We start from the raw sequence: 16,862 nt of genomic DNA on the forward strand, positions 1-16,862 counted from the left end.
TGGCTTGGTGGTATCCTAATCAAGCTGCATAATAGGAGAGTGTGTATATGTCCTTACATGAATTAAATGATGCGACTACATACGTCGTTGGCACCAAGCAAACGATAAGAGCAATCGCAGAGGGACAGGCTAAGAAAGTATTTTTAGCCAAAGACGCGGATCGATTTCTGCAGACGGAAATTGAGAAACTCTGCCAAGAGAATCAGATTTCCATAGAGGGTGTATCCACCATGTTGGAATTAGGCAGGCATGTCGGCATTGAAGTGAAGGCAGCCGTTGCCACCATCATTGGTGATGAACAATAGAAGCTAAGAAAAAGGTGAGCAGAAAGCATATTTCTGCTTGCCATTTCATTGAATGAGAGGAGGGAAAAGAATGCCTACGATTAACCAATTGGTAAAACAAGGAAGAAAATCGGCAATCAAAAAGTCAGGCTCACCAGCCCTGAAAAACTGTCCGCAAAAAAGAGGTGTTTGTACCAGAGTCTATACTACGACTCCAAAGAAACCAAACTCAGCACTTCGTAAAGTGGCACGTGTGAGATTAACCAACGGAATTGAAGTAACATCCTATATTCCTGGTATTGGTCACGTTCTTCAAGAACACTCGGTGGTACTGATTCGCGGTGGAAAAATTAAAGATCTTCCCGGTGTACGTTATCACATCGTAAGAGGAGCATTAGACTCATCTGGTGTTCAGGATAGAAAGAAATCCCGTTCCAAGTATGGAACCAAAAGACCAAAGAAATAAACTAGATTGTAGAAAAAAGAGGTGAAACGATATGCCAAGAAGAGCAGGAGTACCAAAGCGAGAAGTATTGCCTGATCCTATCTACAATTCAACAGTGTTCACCAAACTGGTAAACCAAATCATGTTGGATGGTAAGAAGGGGCAAGCCGAAAAGATTTGCTACGGCGCCTTTGATATCATTGCTGAAAAAACAGGCAAAGACGCATTGGAAGTATTTGAACAAGCTATGAACAATGTTATGCCCGTTTTGGAAGTGAAATCAAGACGTGTCGGTGGTGCAAACTACCAGGTACCCATCGAAGTAAGACCGGACAGAAGACAAACGCTGGCCATTCGCTGGATTACTAAGAACGTTCGCGCACGCGGCGGTAAGACCATGAAAGAAAAGTTAGCTTTGGAATTACTAGACGCAGCAAATAACACTGGAGCATCTGTTAAGAAGAAGGAAGACGTACATAGAATGGCTGAAGCCAACAAAGCGTTTGCCCATTACAGATGGTAATAGATAGAAGAGTAGAGCTATGCAATAGGTAGAGGAGAAAAATATGGCTAGAAAAGTTAGTTTGGAAAAAACTAGAAATATAGGAATTATGGCCCATATTGATGCCGGAAAAACGACGACTACCGAGAGAATTTTATTCTACACCGGACGGACCCACAAAATTGGTGAGGTTCATGACGGTGCAGCCACCATGGACTGGATGTCCCAAGAACAGGAACGTGGAATTACCATTACATCTGCGGCCACGACGTGTGAATGGAGAAAACATCGTATTAATATTATCGACACACCCGGACACGTTGACTTCACCATGGAGGTAGAACGCTCTCTGAGAGTCCTAGACGGCGCTGTAGCCGTTTTCTGCTCAGTCGGAGGGGTAGAACCCCAGTCGGAAACAGTTTGGCGTCAGGCGGACAAATACAACGTTCCGCGTTTGGCTTACATCAACAAAATGGACAGAATGGGCGCTAATTTCTTTAATGGCGTTAATATGATTAAAGAACGTTTGGGAGCCAATGCTGTTCCCTTGCAGATCCCCATCGGTTCAGAAGAAAATTTCCACGGACTTGTAGACTTGGTAACCAAGGAAGCAATCATTTATACAGATGACCTAGGAACGACCAACGAGAAGGTTGAAATTCCTGGAGAACTCGTGGATACGGTAGAAGAATGGCATGAATTCATGCTGGAAGCAGTAGCTGAAAGCGATGATGTTCTAATGGAGAAATATCTCGAAGGAGAAGAACTGAGTGTTGAGGAAATCAAAAACGCCATACGTAAGGCTACCCTAGAGGTTAAGATTATCCCGGTACTTTGTGGTTCCTCCTTCAAAAATAAGGGTGTACAACCATTATTGGACGCAGTAGTAGATTATCTACCTGCCCCAACGGATGTACCTTCTATTGTGGGACATGATGTAGATGATCTTGATGTAGAAGTCTTGCGTCATGCGTCAGATGAAGAACCATTTTCTTCATTGGCATTTAAAATTATGGCTGACCCCTTTGTAGGAAAACTTACATTCTTCCGGGTTTATTCCGGAGTAGCTGCCTCAGGTAGTTATGTGATGAATTCCAGCAAGGGTAAAAAAGAACGTTTCGGACGTCTGTTGAAGATGCACGCAAACAGTCGTGAGGAAATCGACGAAGTTAGAGCAGGCGACATTGCTGCTGCAGTTGGTCTGAAAAACACCAGTACTGGTGATACCCTTTGCGACATGCAAGACCAGGTAATTCTAGAATCAATGGAATTCCCCGATCCAGTTATTGACGTTGCAATTGAACCAAAAACCAAGGCAGACCAAGAAAAGATGGGTGTAGCCCTTCAGAAACTCTCTGAAGAAGACCCCACGTTCAGAATCCATACAGATGAAGACACAGGACAAACCATTATTTCTGGTATGGGAGAGTTGCACTTGGACATCATCGTAGACCGTATGATGCGCGAGTTTAAAGTAGATGCAACAGTTGGTAAACCTCAGGTTGCCTACAAAGAAACCTTGGGTAAAGCCATTCGTTCCGAAGCAAAATTTGCAAAACAATCTGGTGGACGAGGCCAGTATGGTCACGTTATCATCGAATTGGAACCTCTTACGCGTGGAACAGGATACGAGTTCATCAGTGAAGTCGTTGGTGGATCCATTCCGAAAGAGTTTATTAAACCAGTTGACCAAGGTATCCAAGAAGCCATGCAAAGTGGTGTTTTAGCTGGATTCCCAACGGTAGACATCAAGGTTCGTCTTGTAGATGGTTCCTATCACGATGTTGACTCATCGGAGATGGCGTTTAAAGTGGCTGGTTCCATGGCTTTAAAAGAAGGTCTAAGAAAATCCGGCGCGAAAATACTTGAACCCTATATGTCAATTGAAGTGGTTATGCCTGAAGAATACATGGGAGATGTTATCGGTGATATTAACTCCCGTCGTGGTAAGATTGAGGGCATGGAAGATAGAGCTGGTGCTAAGGTTGTACGTGGAGATGTGCCGCTGTCCGAAATGTTTGGATATGCAACAGACCTACGTTCTAAGACACAAGGTCGTGGAAACTACACGATGCAGTTCTCACACTACGAAGAAGTGCCAAAGAATATTGCAGAAGAGATTATTGCAAAAAGACAAGGTAAGTAATACTAAGAGTATTTTTAAAGGAGGCTATTAAAATGGCTAAAAAGAAATTTGAAAGAACGAAACCCCATATTAATATCGGTACCATCGGTCACGTTGACCACGGCAAAACTACTTTGACCGCGGCCATCACGATGACCTTGGCAAAAGCTGGCCTGGCTGAAATTAAGGATTATGCATCCATTGATAATGCGCCAGAAGAAAGAGAACGTGGAATCACCATCAACACTGCACACGTTGAGTATGAAACTGAGAACAGACACTACGCACACGTAGACTGCCCAGGACACGCCGACTATGTTAAGAACATGATCACCGGTGCTGCTCAAATGGACGGAGCTATCTTGGTAGTATCTGCAGCAGATGGCCCTATGCCTCAAACAAGAGAGCATATCTTGCTTTCTAAGCAAGTAGGCGTGCCTTACATCATTGTATTTTTGAATAAATCCGACCAAGTAGACGACCCTGAGTTGTTGGAATTGGTTGAAATGGAAGTAAGAGAACTCTTGACCGAGTATGATTTTGATGGAGACAACACTCCAATCGTAACTGGCTCCGCTTTGATGGCCATCGAAAAAGGTGATGGAACCAGAGAAAACGAGTTCAGTGGTCCAATCTGGGAACTGATGGATGCAGTAGATGCCTACATTCCAATTCCAGAGCGTGCTACCGACAAACCATTCCTGATGCCTGTAGAGGACGTATTCACCATTACCGGCCGTGGAACAGTAGCAACTGGTAGAGTTGAGCGTGGCGTGGTTAAAATCGGCGACAACGTAGAAATCGTTGGATTGCAAGAAGAAACCAGAAAAACGGTTGTAACTGGCGTAGAGATGTTCAGAAAGCTTCTAGATCAAGCAGAAGCAGGAGACAACATCGGCGTACTGTTGCGTGGTGTAGATAGAAAAGACATCGAAAGAGGACAAGTACTTGCGGCTCCAGGAAGCATTCATCCGCATACGAAGTTCTCCGGCGAAGTATACATATTGACGAAAGAAGAAGGCGGAAGACATACACCGTTCTTCAACGGTTACAGACCTCAGTTCTATTTCAGAACGACAGACGTAACTGGTATGGCAGATCTACCAGAAGGTATTGAGATGGTAATGCCTGGCGATAGAGTTGAGATGAGCGTAGAACTGATTACGCCGATCGCAATTGAGCCCGGACTGCGTTTCGCAATTCGTGAAGGTGGAAGAACTGTTGGCGCAGGGGTTGTATCTTCTGTAGCTGAGTAGTATAATGGCAATGTTGCGGCAAAAAGTCAGGGGCAGTATGCCCCTGACTCTTGCCACGTTTTAGAACTATGTTTTGATATGCGATGATGTGGGAGGTTGCTAGTCCTTTTTTCCTAAAGGAACCTAGGTTTTTCCACTGAGTATGTCCGCATGAAATACGGGCGAAGGAGGAAGTAATATGGCTAACGAGAAGATCAGAATCAGACTGAAGGCATTCGATCACAGACTTTTGGATCAAAGTGCAAATAACATCGTGGAAACAGCGAAGAATACTGGTGCAACAGTATCCGGTCCAGTACCATTGCCTACGGAGAAGAACATCTTCACCATTCTCAGATCACCTCATGTGAATAAAGATTCACGAGAGCAGTTTGAGATGAGAACACACAAAAGGTTGATCGATATTATCCAACCTACACCGAAGACGGTGGATTCTTTGATGAGAATCGACCTGCCGGCAGGTGTGGATATTGAAATCAAGCTGTAGGCAAAAGTAAAGAAAAGGATATGGAGGTGCTTAAGTATGTCTAAAGGAATTTTGGGCAAAAAACTTGGAATGACGCGAATCTTCCAAGACGGTAAGGTAATTCCTGTGACAGTAATCGAAGCAGGGCCTTGCGTAGTCACACAAATTAAAACCAAAGAAAATGACGGCTATGAGGCAATTCAAGTCGGTTTTTCTCCGGTCAAGGAAAAAAATGTCAACAAACCAGCCAAAGGCCATTTTGCTAAAGCAGGCGTAGCACCCACACGCTACCTGAGAGAATTCAGAGTGGACAATGTGGCGGACTACACTGTAGGTCAGGAAATCAAACTGGACATCTTTGAAGATGGCGAGATTGTAGACGTGATTGGCAAGAGCAAGGGTAAAGGTTTCGCAGGTGTCATTAAGAAGAATCATTTCCACTGTGGACCAATGGCGCATGGTTCTAAGTATCATAGAGGACCAGGTTCTCTAGGAGCGATGGGCCCAGCTCGTGTATTCAAAGGTAGACCCCTACCAGGACGCATGGGTGGCAACAGAGTAACTGTTCAAAACTTGACAGTTGCAAAAGTGGATGTTGACAAAAACGTTATCTTAGTTAAGGGCGCGATTCCTGGATCAAAAAAAGGTCTAGTAACTGTACGTAGCGCTGTAAAAGCTAAGTAATCTGAGAAAGGAGGAAAAAACCATGGCTAAAACAGCCGTAATGAATATTGAAGGAAAAAAAGTTAGCGATTTGGAACTTAACGATTCCGTATTCGCTGCTGAATTCAATGAAGCGACTGTACACAATGTCGTTGTGATGCAATTGGCCAACAAGCGACAAGGTACACAATCTACCAAAACCAGAGCAGAAGTAGCTGGCGGCGGAAGAAAGCCTTGGAGACAAAAAGGCACAGGTCGTGCCAGAGTGGGTAGTTCAAGAAACCCAGTTTGGAAGGGCGGCGGTATCGCATTTGGACCTAAACCTAGAGATTATTCATACACCATGCCTAAAAAGGCTAGAAGAGTGGCAATGAAATCTGTATTGTCTGACAAATTGGCTAGCGACAACTTGATTGTGCTGGATGCATTGAACGTAGAACCCAAGACCAAAGAAATGATTCGGGTTCTTGGAAACCTAAAAGTAGATAAAAAAGCGTTGGTCGTAACCAATGCAGTGGAATCTGCAGTAGTACGTTCAGCAAGTAATATCCAAGGCGTTAAGACTGCCATTGTGGATGAAATGAATGTATACGACGTAGTCAATGCAGATGTATTGATTATGACAGAAGAAGCTATTAAGAAAATTGAGGAGGTGCTGGCAAATGCGTAACCCTCAAGATGTATTGATTCGTCCAGTAGTCACTGAGAAAGCATTGCGTATGATGGAAGAAAATAAATATACTTTCTTCGTTGATACGGATGCCAACAAGATTGAAATTAAAAATGCTGTACATAAGCAATTTAATGTCGATGTTGAAAAAGTGACAACTGTAACAGTTAGAGGTAAAAAGAGAAGACAGGGGCGCTTCGTGGGCAAAACATCTGACCGCAAGAAAGCGATAGTTAAGCTAAAGGCCGGCAGCAAAATTGAGCTGTTCGATAACCTGTAGATATCAGTTTGAAGGAGGAATAAAAAATGGCAGTTAAAAAGTTCAAACCTACTTCCCCTGGTATCAGAACAATGACCGTTTCCACGTTTGAGGAAATTACGAAAACGTCTCCGGAGAAATCTTTGATTGCTCCGCTGCCAAAGAAATCCGGTCGTAACAACCAGGGAAGAATGACCGTCCGACATAAGGGCGGCGGACAAAAAAGACAGTATCGTATCATCGACTTCAAGAGAACCAAGGACGATATCCCGGCTAAGGTTGCGGCAATTGAATATGACCCCAACCGTTCCGCCAACATCGCTTTGCTGCACTATGCAGATGGTGAAAAGAGATATATCTTGGCTCCGGTAGGCCTAAAAGTTGGCGCTACAATTTATTCTGGTGTCGATCAAGACATAAAAGCAGGTAATAGCTTGCCTTTGAGCAGCATTCCTGTAGGTACCCAAATTCACAACATCGAGCTTAAAGAAGGTAAAGGCGGTCAGCTTGTTAGAACAGCCGGCGCCGTGGCCCAACTAATGGCAAAAGAAGGCAATTACGCGCAAGTGAGATTACCGTCTGGCGAAGTAAGAATGATTCACATTCGTTGCAGAGCTACCATTGGTCAAGTCGGAAACCTGAGCCATGAGAATATTACTCTTGGTAAAGCAGGACGTTCTAGATGGTTGGGAATCAGACCTAGCGTACGTGGTGTTGTAATGAATCCAAACGATCACCCACATGGTGGTGGTGAAGGACGTTCACCTGTTGGTAGAAAACACCCAGTTACACCTTGGGGTAAACCAGCACGTGGCGCAAGAACTAGGAAGAAAAAGAAAGCTTCTGACAAGTTTATTGTAAGAAGACGCTATTCTAAGTAAGAGGGGAGGTAGCTGACAATGTCAAGATCAGTTAAAAAAGGCCCTTACTGCGAACCGAAACTACTAGCAAAAGTAGAGGCTATGAACGAAGTAGACAACAAACAAGTCATCAAGACGTGGTCCAGACGTTCCACTATTTTTCCACAGATGGTAGGACATACTTTTGCAGTGCACAACGGGAAAAAGCATATTCCTGTGTATGTGAGTGAGGATATGGTTGGCCATAAGTTGGGCGAATTTTCACCGACTAGAACATACAAAGGACATGCTGGCTCCAAGACCAGCAGATAGTAGAGAGGGGGCTTATGTAATGGAAACAAGAGCTGTAGCAAAATATATAAGAATTTCTCCGCTCAAAGCACGTTCGGTCGCAGACGCGATCCGAGGTAAGAATGTCGGAGAAGCCTATGGCATATTGAAGTTCACTCCAAGAAAAGCCGCATTCTTGATTGAGAAAGTCTTGAAAAGCGCGGTTTCGAATGCCGAGAATAACTTTGAATTGGATATTAATAACTTGTACGTTTCTCAGATCTTCATTGATGAAGGTCCGACGATGAAACGTTTCAAGCCTAGAGCCATGGGAAGAGCGGACATGATCCGTAAGAGAACAAGCCACATTACTGTGGTAGTTAGCGAAAGGGAGGTATAACAGCGTGGGTCAGAAAGTACATCCAAAAAGCATGAGACTTGGTGTGATCCAGGACTGGGATGCCAAGTGGTACGCAAACAAAGATTATGCAAAATTGCTTCACGAAGATGTTAAAGTTCGTGAATATATCAAGAAAAAATTATATGAAGCGGGCATTTCCCGCATTGAGATTGAGCGTTTTGCCAATCGTCTAAAAGTGACTATTCACACTGCAAAGCCAGGCGTTGTTATTGGTAAAGGCGGTACAGAAGTAGACGCATTAAGACAAGAATTGGTGAAAATGACCAATCGTCAAGTAAACTTGAACATCGTGGAAGTTAAGAAGGTTGACATTGATGCTCAATTGGTTGCTGAAAATATTGCATTCCAACTAGAGCGCAGAGTTTCCTTCAGAAGAGCTGTAAAACAAGCCCTACAAAGAGCTATGAGACAAGGTGCCGAAGGTATCAAGGTTCAAGTAGCAGGTAGACTTGGTGGTGCTGAAATTGCCAGAACCGAATGGGCAAGCGAGGGTAAAGTTCCTTTGCATACCATCCGTGCTGACGTTCAATATGGAACAGCTGTGTCTAACACAACATATGGCAAAATTGGTGTAAAAACTTGGATTTGCCACGGCGAAATACTTCCTGAGAGCAGTAAGGATGTTCAAAAGGGGGTTGAGTAATCATGTTGATGCCAAAAAGAGTAAAATATCGCAAACCACATAGACCCAGAAAGATGACAGGTAAAGCCTTAAAGGGCAATACTGTTACTTATGGCGAATATGGCTTACAGGCCCAAGAACCTGCTTGGATTACTTCAAGACAGATCGAAGCGGCACGTATTGCGATGACTCGTTATACCAAAAGAGGTGGTAAAGTTTGGATTAAGATTTTCCCAGACAGACCCATTACGACAAAACCGGCTGAAACCCGTATGGGTAAAGGTAAAGGTACTCCTGAGTATTGGGTAGCACCTGTTAAACCTGGTCGTGTAATGTTTGAAATTGCGGGAGTTCCCGAAGAAGTAGCGCGTGAAGCACTGCGCCTTGCGGCTGCTAAATTACCAAATAAGTGCAAGTTTATAAGTTCTGAAGCGGGTGGTGAAGGTTAATGAAAGCAAATGAAATCAAAGATATGACATCTGAAGAAATCGTTCAGAAGGTTGGCGCGCTCAAACAAGAGCTTTTCAATCTAAGATTCCAAGCAGCCACTGCTCAACTGGATAACCCGATGAGAATCAAAGAGGTCAGAAAAGATATTGCTCGTGCAAAGACCGTTCTCAGAGAAAGGGAAGTATCTCAAGCGAAAGCAATGTAGCTGATAGATTGATAAGATGAAAAAGGAGGATTATCCATGGCAGAAAGAAATACGAATCGTAAAACACGTGTTGGTTACGTCGTAAGCGATAAAATGGATAAAACAGTGGTTGTAACCGTTGAAAGCTTCAAAAAACATCCATTGTACGGTCGTCGCGTAAAGACTTCTAAGAAGTTTAAAGCACATGACGAAGGCAATATTTGCGGTATTGGTGATAAGGTAAAAATGATGGAAACCAAACCCCTTAGCAAAGACAAACGATGGAGAGTTATAGAAATCATTGAAAAGGGCAAGGCCATATAGTTGCCTAAAGAACTGCCAAAGAGGGGGTTAATGAGATGATTCAACAGGAATCACGAGTAAAAATTGCAGATAATACAGGAGCGAAAGAGGTACTATGTATCCGAGCTCTAGGTGGATCGAAAAGAAGATATGCAAGAGTTGGTGACGTAATCGTCGCTGCCGTTAAAGTAGCAACACCCGGCGGCGTTGTTAAAAAAGGCGAAGTAGTCAAAGCGGTTATCGTCCGCACCAAACGTCCGCTCAGAAGAGCAGATGGATCGTATATCCGTTTTTACGAAAATGCAGCTGTTATCATTAAAGACGATGGTACACCGGTTGGTACACGTATATTTGGCCCGGTGGCCAGAGAACTTCGTGAAAAGGACTACATGAAAATTGTATCCTTGGCGCCTGAAGTGCTTTAGAACAGCAGAAATGTGGAGGTGAATACAATGGCTCCTAAAATGCAAGTCAAGACCGGTGATAAGGTAAAAGTAATTGCTGGTAAAGACAAAGGCAAAGAAGGAAAAATCCTATCAGTGATTACGAGCTCAAGCAGAGTAATCGTTGAAGGAGTTAGCGTTGCAAAGAGACACCAAAGACCAACCCAGCAAATGCCGCAAGGTGGCATCATCGAGAAAGAATCACCTATTTCTGTCTCGAATGTTATGCTGGTATGCCCAGCCTGTGGTGAGACCACAAGAGTGGGCCATGTCTTCTTGGACAATGGTTCCAAGGTTCGTGTTTGCAAGAAATGCAACGAAGTAGTAGATAAGTAGTAGGATTGAAAGGAGGCTAACAGCCTTGGCTAGAATGAAAGATAGATGTCTTGGAGAGATTAAGGAGTCGATGACTGAAAAATTCGGCTACAAGAATCCAATGGAAGTACCTAGACTGGCTAAGATTACTGTGAATATGGGTCTTGGAGAAGCAACCCAGAATAGCAAAGTAATCGATGCAGCGGTAACTGATTTGGAGGCCATTACTGGTCAAAAACCAATCGTTACCAAGGCTAAAAAGTCCATCGCGACCTTCAAGTTGAGAGAAGGTATGCCGATTGGTGCAAAGGTCACTCTTAGAGGAGACCGCATGTACGAATTTGCAGATCGTCTAATCAATGCAGCCCTTCCTCGTGTACGTGACTTCCGTGGTGTATCCGCAAAAGGATTCGACGGTAGAGGAAACTACACGATGGGACTTAAAGAGCAGTTAATCTTCCCGGAAATTGATTATGATAAGATTGATAAAATCCGCGGAATGAATATAACGTTTGTCACTACGGCAAAATCGGACGAAGAAGCTTTTGGGCTTCTCGAGTTCATGGGCATGCCGTTTTCTAAGAAATAGGGGAGGATACTATAGATGGCAAAGAAATCAATGATCGCCAAACAACAGAGAACTCCTAAGTATAGCGTAAGGGCCTACAATCGTTGCGCTATTTGCGGCAGACCTCACGGCTATATTAGAAAATTCGGCATCTGCAGAATTTGTTTCCGTGAGCGTGCATACAAAGGAGAAATCCCTGGCGTTAAGAAGGCCAGTTGGTAGGTTCCAGAAGGAGGTAGAATCATGGTAATGACAGATCCAATAGCGGATTTTCTAACCAGAATTCGTAATGCGAATACAGCTATGAAAGCTACTGTAGAAATTCCTGCTTCAAAGATGAAGAAAGCATTGGCTGAAATTCTTAAAGAAGAAGGCTATATCAAGAATTGGGAATTCGTGGAAGACTCGTTGCAAGGTGTAATCAGAGTCTACATGAAATACGGTGAGAACAGAGAACATGTAATTTCCGGAATTAAGAGAATTTCAAAACCGGGATTGAGAGTACACGTAGGTAAAGATGATGTGCCACAAGTCTTGAATGGCTTGGGTATCGCAATTCTTACTACTTCCAAAGGTGTTATGACCGATAAGCAGGCCAGAACCAATGGAGTAGGCGGAGAAATCATCTGCTACGTATGGTAGACAGGAGGTGTAAACATTGTCAAGGATAGGAAATGCTCCAATTGCTGTACCTGCAGGAGTTGAAGTGAAAATCGATGAAAACTACGTATCTGTCAAAGGTCCTAAGGGAACTTTGGAGGATACCTTCAATCAAGACATGAAGATTGACCTAACTGACGGTGTCATCACTGTTGCGCGTCCTAGCGATAAGAAAGAGCATAGAGCTCTTCACGGCTTGACCAGAGCATTAATCAACAACATGGTGATTGGTGTTACCCAAGGTTTTGAAAAGAACCTTGAAATGGTCGGAGTTGGTTACAAGGCGCAGATGCAGGGCAAGAAACTAGTAATAAATGCTGGTTACTCGCATCCTGTTGAGATGGACCCGGGTGATGATCTGCAGGTGGAAGTACCTGCACCGACAAAAATCAGTATTAAAGGCATTAGCAAAGCTAAGGTGGGCGCATTTGCGGCCAACGTCAGAGCGGTAAGACCTCCTGAACCATACAAAGGCAAGGGAATCAAATACGCTGGCGAGTATGTCCGCAGAAAAGTTGGTAAGACCGGCGCTTAGGCGTTCGGCACAAAACCGATTTAAAGGAGCTGTAAATATATGTTTAAGAAAGATGATAAGAAAGCTCTTCGAATCAAAAAAAGAAGAAGAGTTAGAAGAAATATCAGTGGTACTCCTGAACGTCCCAGACTTGCGGTATACCGTAGCAACAAGCACATCTATGCACAGTTGATTGATGACGTAGCAGGTGTGACTTTGGTGGCTGCATCTAGCAAAGAGTTGAGTAATGCCGGCAAACTGGAAAAAAGCAGTACTATCGAGGCAGCAGCAGCTGTAGGTAAATTGGTTGCTGAAAAAGCTGTTGCAAAACAATTGAAATCCGTTGTATTCGACCGTGGTGGTTTCTTGTACCATGGAAGAGTCAAAGCTCTGGCTGATGGTGCTAGAGAAGGCGGATTGGAATTTTAAAAGGAGGGCAACCGAGTGCAAAGAAGAGATAAGCGCGAAAAAAGTGAATTTGAAGAGAAGGTTGTTTCCATCAACCGTGTATCCAAAGTAGTTAAAGGTGGACGCCGTATGAGCTTCACCGCTTTGGTAGTAGTGGGCGATGGAAAAGGCCGTGTAGGTGTTGGCTACGGGAAAGCAAACGAAGTACCGTCAGCCATCAAGAAAGCCATTGAAAAGGCTAAGAAGGAACTGATCACTGTTCCTTTGAAAGGCACCAGTATTCCGCATGAAATCGTAGGCAAATTCGGTGCAGGAGCTGTGCTTCTGAAACCGGCATCTGAAGGTACTGGCGTTATTGCTGGTGGCCCTGCGAGAGCGGTATTGGAATTGGCTGGTATTAAGAACATCCTGTCTAAATCTTTGGGATCTTCAAACGTAAACAACATGGTATACGCTACCATGGAAGGTTTGAAATCTTTGAAGACTGCAGAGAGTGTTGCCAAGCTTCGCGGTAAATCCGTTGAAGAGTTGTTGGGTTAAGGGGGTATTGTCATGACGAATAAAGTTAAAATTACACTCGTGAACAGTACCATCGGACGTACTAAGAGACAAGGCGAAACTGTAAAAAGTCTTGGTCTCAAGAAATTGGGTAGCTCTGCTATTCAAACTACTACGCCCGACATCGTTGGCAAAATCAAAAAAGTAGCCCACTTGGTAAAAGTGGAAGAAATCGACGAATAGGAGGTGGATGCTTTGAAACTTCATGAAATGAAACCTGCCAAAGGCTCTAGAACCGAAGCTACCCGTAAGGGAAGAGGCGTAGGATCTGGCTTAGGCAAAACTGCAGGCCGTGGACAAGATGGACAGAAGTCCCGTTCAGGCGGCGGAGTGAGACCTGGTTTTGAAGGTGGCCAAATGCCGTTGATCCGCCGTATACCTAAACGCGGATTTACGAATGTATTTGCCAAGAATATTGTTAGTATTAATGTTGATAAACTCAACAGATTTGAAGACAACACAGAGATTACCCCGGAACTTCTAAAAGAATCCGGCGCCATAAAAAAATTGGGCGACGGTGTTAAGATTCTGGGTAGCGGAGAACTTGAAAGAAAGCTCATCGTCAAGGCTAACGCGTTTAGCAAATCAGCTGTGGCAAAAATTGAAGCAGCAGGTGGAAAAGCTGAGGTGATCTAATGTTTGAAACGTTGCGGAACGCGTTCAAGGTTGGAGAGATTAAGGATAAGCTGATTTTCACAGGATTGATGATTCTAGTCTATCGTGTGGGAGCAGCGATTCCTGTCCCAGGCATCGATAAAGCGGCACTGGCATCTATGTTCCAAAGTGACTTCTTTGGATTCTTAAACATTATGTCAGGTGGTTCTTTTAAGAACTTCACCGTGTTTGCTTTAGGAATTATGCCTTACATCAATGCAAGCATTATTTTGAATCTGTTGACTGTAGTGATACCTTACTTGGAGAATCTTTCCAAGGAGGGACCGGAAGGCCGGAAAAAGCTGGTACAACTAACACGGTATGGAACTGTTGTGTTAGGCACCTTACAAGGAATCGGAATGACGATTTACTTGAAACCAGCGCTAAAATCGACAAGTATTTGGAGTTATTTGGTAGTAGTAGTGACCTTGACTGCAGGTACTGCTTTCCTAATGTGGCTTGGGGAAATGATTACCGAGCGTGGTATAGGTAATGGTATTTCCATCATTATCTTTGCTGGTATTGTTTCCAGACTACCGAGCGGCATGGTATCTACCGTGAAATACCTACAAACAGGTGAGTTATCTTGGGTATCCATGGTAGGATTCTTAGTGGTTGCAGCCGTGGTAATCATGGGTGTTATTGCAATTCACGAAGGTGAAAGAAGAATTCCCGTTCAATATGCAAAACGCGTTATTGGAAGAAAAATATATGGTGGACAAAGCACGCATATTCCTTTAAAAGTGAATCAAGCGGGTGTAATCCCAATCATCTTTGCGATGAGTATCCTAATGTTTCCGACAACGATTGCATCTTGGTTCCCGAATAGTGGTTTTGCACAATGGGTTAGCCGAATATTCGATTTTACATCGATTTGGTATATGTTGGTATATGGTTTGCTGATTCTATTCTTTACCTACTTCTATACGGCTATGACTTTCAATCCGGTAGATGTAGCAGACAATCTGAAGAAGCATGGTGGATTTATTCCAGGCTACAGACCAGGTAAATATACGGCGGAACACATTGAGAAAGTGGTCAGCAGAGTAACCTTCTCTGGCGCTGTATTCTTGGCCTTAATTGCCTTGATGCCAAACGTACTTTGGGCAACAACGGGTGTAAATTTCCAATTTGGTGGTACGAGCCTGCTCATCATGGTTGGTGTAGCGCTTGATACCATGAAACAATTGGAAAGCCAATTACTCATGAGGCACTATAAAGGATTCATGGGTTAGATGAAAGAAGGTAAGAGATATGAGATTGCTGGTGATGGGCCCACCCGGATCGGGTAAGGGTACTCAGGCGGCCATACTTTCAGATAGACTGAATATCCCTCATATATCTACTGGAGAAATGTTTAGAGATGCCATAAAAATGGACTCGGAACTTGGAAAACTAGCTGCCCGCTATATTAATAAAGGCGAACTGGTTCCCGATGAGATTACCGAGGCCATCGTGAAAGAGAGACTCAGTCAGGAAGATTGCCAAGAAGGCTATCTTCTTGACGGATTTCCTCGGACCCTTATACAGGGACGAGCTTTAGACAGCATTTTACACGACGTAGGCAACAACATTGATTGTGTGATTTATCTAGATGTACCCACACAGGACATTGTCTCTAGATTAACAGCAAGAAGGATATGTGGAGTATGTGGCGCTGTCTATCATTTGCAGGAAAAACCACCTCGAGTAGAGGGCGTCTGCGATTCGTGCGGTGGAGAAATCGTACATCGAGAAGACGATACTGAAGAAACAGTCCGGAAACGGCTTTGCATCTACAATGATGCGACACGTCCGCTGGTGGATTTTTACCAGCAGAAGAACCTGCTGTGTACCATTGAGGGGAATCTATCGATTGATGAAACAACCGAACGCATCGTATCAGGATGTTTTTGAGAGGTAGAAAATTGATTACTATTAAGAACGATGAAGACATTAAGAAAATGAGAGAAGCTGGAAGAATCGTTGCCCAGGTCCACGACCTAATGCGGCAGATGGTTAGACCGGGCATCAGTACCGCGGAACTTAACCAGGCTGCAGAGCAATTGATCTACCAAGCGGGAGCAGAACCTAGTTTTAAGGGCTATGGAGGATTTCCAGCAGGTTTGTGTATTTCCATTGATGATGAAGTGGTTCATGGTATTCCAGGAGAATTACTCCTGAAAGAAGGAACCATCGTATCCATCGATGCAGGCGCATATCTGAATGGCTTTCATGGGGATGCGGCAATTTCTTTACCAGTCGGAGAAATCGATGAAGATCGAAAAAGACTCCTCAAAGTAACAGAAGAATCATTGTACAAAGGCATCGAGCAGGCAAGGATTGGTAACCGCCTAGGAGATGTTTCACACGCAGTGCAATCGCATTGTGAAAAAAATGGATTCTCTGTTGTCCGGGATTATGTGGGACATGGAATTGGAGAAAACTTGCATGAAGATCCACAGGTGCCAAATTACGGTCCACCGCATCGCGGCTTAAGACTCCAAGAGCATATGGCCATAGCGATTGAACCCATGGTCAACCTTGGAAAACATCATGTTAAGGTACTCTCTGATGGTTGGACTGTTAAAACTTTGGATGGAAAGCCATCGGCTCATTTCGAGCATACGATTGTAATTACAGCTGAAGGACCGCAAATTATGACAAAACTATAAGGATATTAAAATGGAAGAAATGAAAGACCGTTTGGGTATGTTGGTTTTTTCTACCGCTGGCCGAGATTTCGGCAGGCCTTACTTGGTTATCCAAGACCTGGACCCGAATACGGTGCTTGTGTCTGATGGCAAGTTAAGGCATTTGCATAACCCAAAACGGAAAAACATAAGACATTTGAGCCTTACAGGGTTGACAGAAAATGATATACGTGTAAAATTGCAAGGAGGGACTTTTCCGAGCAATACTGAACTCAGGAAGGTCATCGACGAACTGGTTACAGATCGTAATTTGGAACAAAGGAGTTGAA

30 protein-coding genes are annotated in these 16,862 nt (G+C 43.9%); all 30 read left to right on the plus strand.

Annotated features, from left to right (window positions below; translation table 11 throughout):
• Positions 1–47 precede the first annotated feature (47 nt).
• The 30 genes from JR334_10390 to JR334_10535 all read left to right on the plus strand — a co-directional run bounded on the left by JR334_10390 (position 48) and on the right by JR334_10535 (position 16,861).
• Positions 48–305: a ribosomal L7Ae/L30e/S12e/Gadd45 family protein gene (locus JR334_10390; protein ID QRN85341.1), complete on the plus strand. Its 258-nt coding sequence runs from the start codon at positions 48–50 to the stop codon at positions 303–305.
• Between the two features lie 70 nt (positions 306–375).
• A complete protein-coding gene (locus tag JR334_10395; protein ID QRN85342.1) occupies positions 376–750 on the plus strand; it encodes a 30S ribosomal protein S12 in 375 nt (124 codons plus the stop codon).
• A 31-nt stretch (positions 751–781) separates the two neighbouring features.
• Positions 782–1,252: a 30S ribosomal protein S7 gene (gene rpsG, locus JR334_10400; GenBank protein ID QRN85343.1), complete on the plus strand. Its 471-nt coding sequence runs from the start codon at positions 782–784 to the stop codon at positions 1,250–1,252.
• Between the two features lie 43 nt (positions 1,253–1,295).
• Entirely contained in the window at positions 1,296–3,377 is a 2,082-nt protein-coding gene (gene fusA / locus JR334_10405) for an elongation factor G (protein ID QRN85344.1), read from the plus strand.
• A 32-nt stretch (positions 3,378–3,409) separates the two neighbouring features.
• Entirely contained in the window at positions 3,410–4,612 is a 1,203-nt protein-coding gene (gene tuf, locus JR334_10410; GenBank protein QRN85345.1) for an elongation factor Tu, read from the plus strand.
• Positions 4,613–4,790: 178 nt separating this feature from the next.
• Positions 4,791–5,099 (plus strand): 30S ribosomal protein S10, encoded by a 309-nt coding sequence (rpsJ, locus tag JR334_10415; protein ID QRN85346.1) that lies wholly within the window; start codon positions 4,791–4,793, stop codon positions 5,097–5,099.
• A 36-nt stretch (positions 5,100–5,135) separates the two neighbouring features.
• Positions 5,136–5,762, plus strand: a complete 627-nt coding sequence (rplC, locus tag JR334_10420; GenBank protein ID QRN85347.1) for a 50S ribosomal protein L3 — start codon at positions 5,136–5,138, stop codon at positions 5,760–5,762.
• A gap of 22 nt (positions 5,763–5,784) precedes the next feature.
• Positions 5,785–6,411 (plus strand): 50S ribosomal protein L4, encoded by a 627-nt coding sequence (gene rplD, locus JR334_10425; GenBank protein ID QRN85348.1) that lies wholly within the window; start codon positions 5,785–5,787, stop codon positions 6,409–6,411.
• Positions 6,404–6,691, plus strand: a complete 288-nt coding sequence (gene rplW, locus JR334_10430; protein ID QRN85349.1) for a 50S ribosomal protein L23 — start codon at positions 6,404–6,406, stop codon at positions 6,689–6,691. The genes rplD and rplW overlap by 8 nt, the downstream gene beginning before the upstream one ends.
• A 26-nt stretch (positions 6,692–6,717) precedes the next feature.
• Positions 6,718–7,551: a 50S ribosomal protein L2 gene (gene rplB, locus JR334_10435; GenBank protein QRN85350.1), complete on the plus strand. Its 834-nt coding sequence runs from the start codon at positions 6,718–6,720 to the stop codon at positions 7,549–7,551.
• Positions 7,552–7,569: 18 nt separating this feature from the next.
• Positions 7,570–7,842, plus strand: coding sequence for a 30S ribosomal protein S19 (gene rpsS / locus JR334_10440; GenBank protein QRN85351.1), 273 nt, complete (start codon positions 7,570–7,572; stop codon positions 7,840–7,842).
• A gap of 19 nt (positions 7,843–7,861) precedes the next feature.
• Positions 7,862–8,200 (plus strand): 50S ribosomal protein L22, encoded by a 339-nt coding sequence (gene rplV, locus JR334_10445; protein ID QRN85352.1) that lies wholly within the window; start codon positions 7,862–7,864, stop codon positions 8,198–8,200.
• Positions 8,201–8,204: 4 nt separating this feature from the next.
• On the plus strand, positions 8,205–8,864 hold the full coding sequence (gene rpsC / locus JR334_10450) for a 30S ribosomal protein S3 (GenBank protein ID QRN85353.1): 660 nt from the start codon (positions 8,205–8,207) through the stop codon (positions 8,862–8,864).
• 2 nt (positions 8,865–8,866) lie between these two features.
• Positions 8,867–9,292: a 50S ribosomal protein L16 gene (rplP, locus tag JR334_10455; GenBank protein ID QRN85354.1), complete on the plus strand. Its 426-nt coding sequence runs from the start codon at positions 8,867–8,869 to the stop codon at positions 9,290–9,292.
• Positions 9,292–9,498: a 50S ribosomal protein L29 gene (gene rpmC / locus JR334_10460; protein QRN85355.1), complete on the plus strand. Its 207-nt coding sequence runs from the start codon at positions 9,292–9,294 to the stop codon at positions 9,496–9,498. Before rplP ends, rpmC begins: the two co-directional genes overlap by 1 nt.
• Positions 9,499–9,534: 36 nt before the next feature.
• Positions 9,535–9,801, plus strand: a complete 267-nt coding sequence (gene rpsQ / locus JR334_10465) for a 30S ribosomal protein S17 (protein QRN85356.1) — start codon at positions 9,535–9,537, stop codon at positions 9,799–9,801.
• A 35-nt stretch (positions 9,802–9,836) separates the two neighbouring features.
• Entirely contained in the window at positions 9,837–10,205 is a 369-nt protein-coding gene (rplN, locus tag JR334_10470; GenBank protein QRN85357.1) for a 50S ribosomal protein L14, read from the plus strand.
• Between the two features lie 39 nt (positions 10,206–10,244).
• Positions 10,245–10,559, plus strand: coding sequence for a 50S ribosomal protein L24 (locus JR334_10475; GenBank protein ID QRN86920.1), 315 nt, complete (start codon positions 10,245–10,247; stop codon positions 10,557–10,559).
• 25 nt (positions 10,560–10,584) lie between these two features.
• Complete coding sequence (rplE, locus tag JR334_10480; GenBank protein ID QRN85358.1) at positions 10,585–11,127, plus strand: 50S ribosomal protein L5; 543 nt, start codon at positions 10,585–10,587, stop codon at positions 11,125–11,127.
• Positions 11,128–11,142: 15 nt separating this feature from the next.
• Positions 11,143–11,328: a type Z 30S ribosomal protein S14 gene (locus JR334_10485; GenBank protein QRN85359.1), complete on the plus strand. Its 186-nt coding sequence runs from the start codon at positions 11,143–11,145 to the stop codon at positions 11,326–11,328.
• A 21-nt stretch (positions 11,329–11,349) separates the two neighbouring features.
• The gene (gene rpsH / locus JR334_10490; GenBank protein QRN85360.1) at positions 11,350–11,748 is read left to right on the plus strand and encodes a 30S ribosomal protein S8; all 399 of its coding nucleotides are present in this window, start codon (positions 11,350–11,352) and stop codon (positions 11,746–11,748) included.
• Between the two features lie 16 nt (positions 11,749–11,764).
• Positions 11,765–12,301: a 50S ribosomal protein L6 gene (rplF, locus tag JR334_10495; protein QRN85361.1), complete on the plus strand. Its 537-nt coding sequence runs from the start codon at positions 11,765–11,767 to the stop codon at positions 12,299–12,301.
• A 39-nt stretch (positions 12,302–12,340) separates the two neighbouring features.
• Positions 12,341–12,709: a 50S ribosomal protein L18 gene (gene rplR, locus JR334_10500; GenBank protein QRN85362.1), complete on the plus strand. Its 369-nt coding sequence runs from the start codon at positions 12,341–12,343 to the stop codon at positions 12,707–12,709.
• A gap of 15 nt (positions 12,710–12,724) precedes the next feature.
• Positions 12,725–13,228: a 30S ribosomal protein S5 gene (gene rpsE, locus JR334_10505; GenBank protein ID QRN85363.1), complete on the plus strand. Its 504-nt coding sequence runs from the start codon at positions 12,725–12,727 to the stop codon at positions 13,226–13,228.
• A gap of 12 nt (positions 13,229–13,240) precedes the next feature.
• Entirely contained in the window at positions 13,241–13,429 is a 189-nt protein-coding gene (gene rpmD, locus JR334_10510; protein QRN85364.1) for a 50S ribosomal protein L30, read from the plus strand.
• A gap of 12 nt (positions 13,430–13,441) precedes the next feature.
• Positions 13,442–13,882: a 50S ribosomal protein L15 gene (gene rplO, locus JR334_10515; GenBank protein QRN85365.1), complete on the plus strand. Its 441-nt coding sequence runs from the start codon at positions 13,442–13,444 to the stop codon at positions 13,880–13,882.
• Positions 13,882–15,135: a preprotein translocase subunit SecY gene (secY, locus tag JR334_10520; GenBank protein QRN85366.1), complete on the plus strand. Its 1,254-nt coding sequence runs from the start codon at positions 13,882–13,884 to the stop codon at positions 15,133–15,135. The genes rplO and secY overlap by 1 nt, the downstream gene beginning before the upstream one ends.
• A 19-nt stretch (positions 15,136–15,154) precedes the next feature.
• Positions 15,155–15,796 carry an adenylate kinase gene (locus tag JR334_10525; GenBank protein QRN85367.1) on the plus strand — a complete coding sequence of 214 codons (642 nt, stop codon included), beginning with the start codon at positions 15,155–15,157 and terminating at the stop codon, positions 15,794–15,796.
• Positions 15,797–15,807: 11 nt separating this feature from the next.
• Positions 15,808–16,554, plus strand: coding sequence for a type I methionyl aminopeptidase (gene map / locus JR334_10530; protein QRN85368.1), 747 nt, complete (start codon positions 15,808–15,810; stop codon positions 16,552–16,554).
• Positions 16,555–16,573: 19 nt separating this feature from the next.
• A complete protein-coding gene (locus JR334_10535; GenBank protein ID QRN86921.1) occupies positions 16,574–16,861 on the plus strand; it encodes a KOW domain-containing RNA-binding protein in 288 nt (95 codons plus the stop codon).
• Position 16,862 lies beyond the last annotated feature (1 nt).

The organism is Clostridia bacterium (genome assembly GCA_016887505.1).
Lineage (GTDB): Bacteria > Bacillota > TC1 > TC1 > UBA5767 > UBA5767.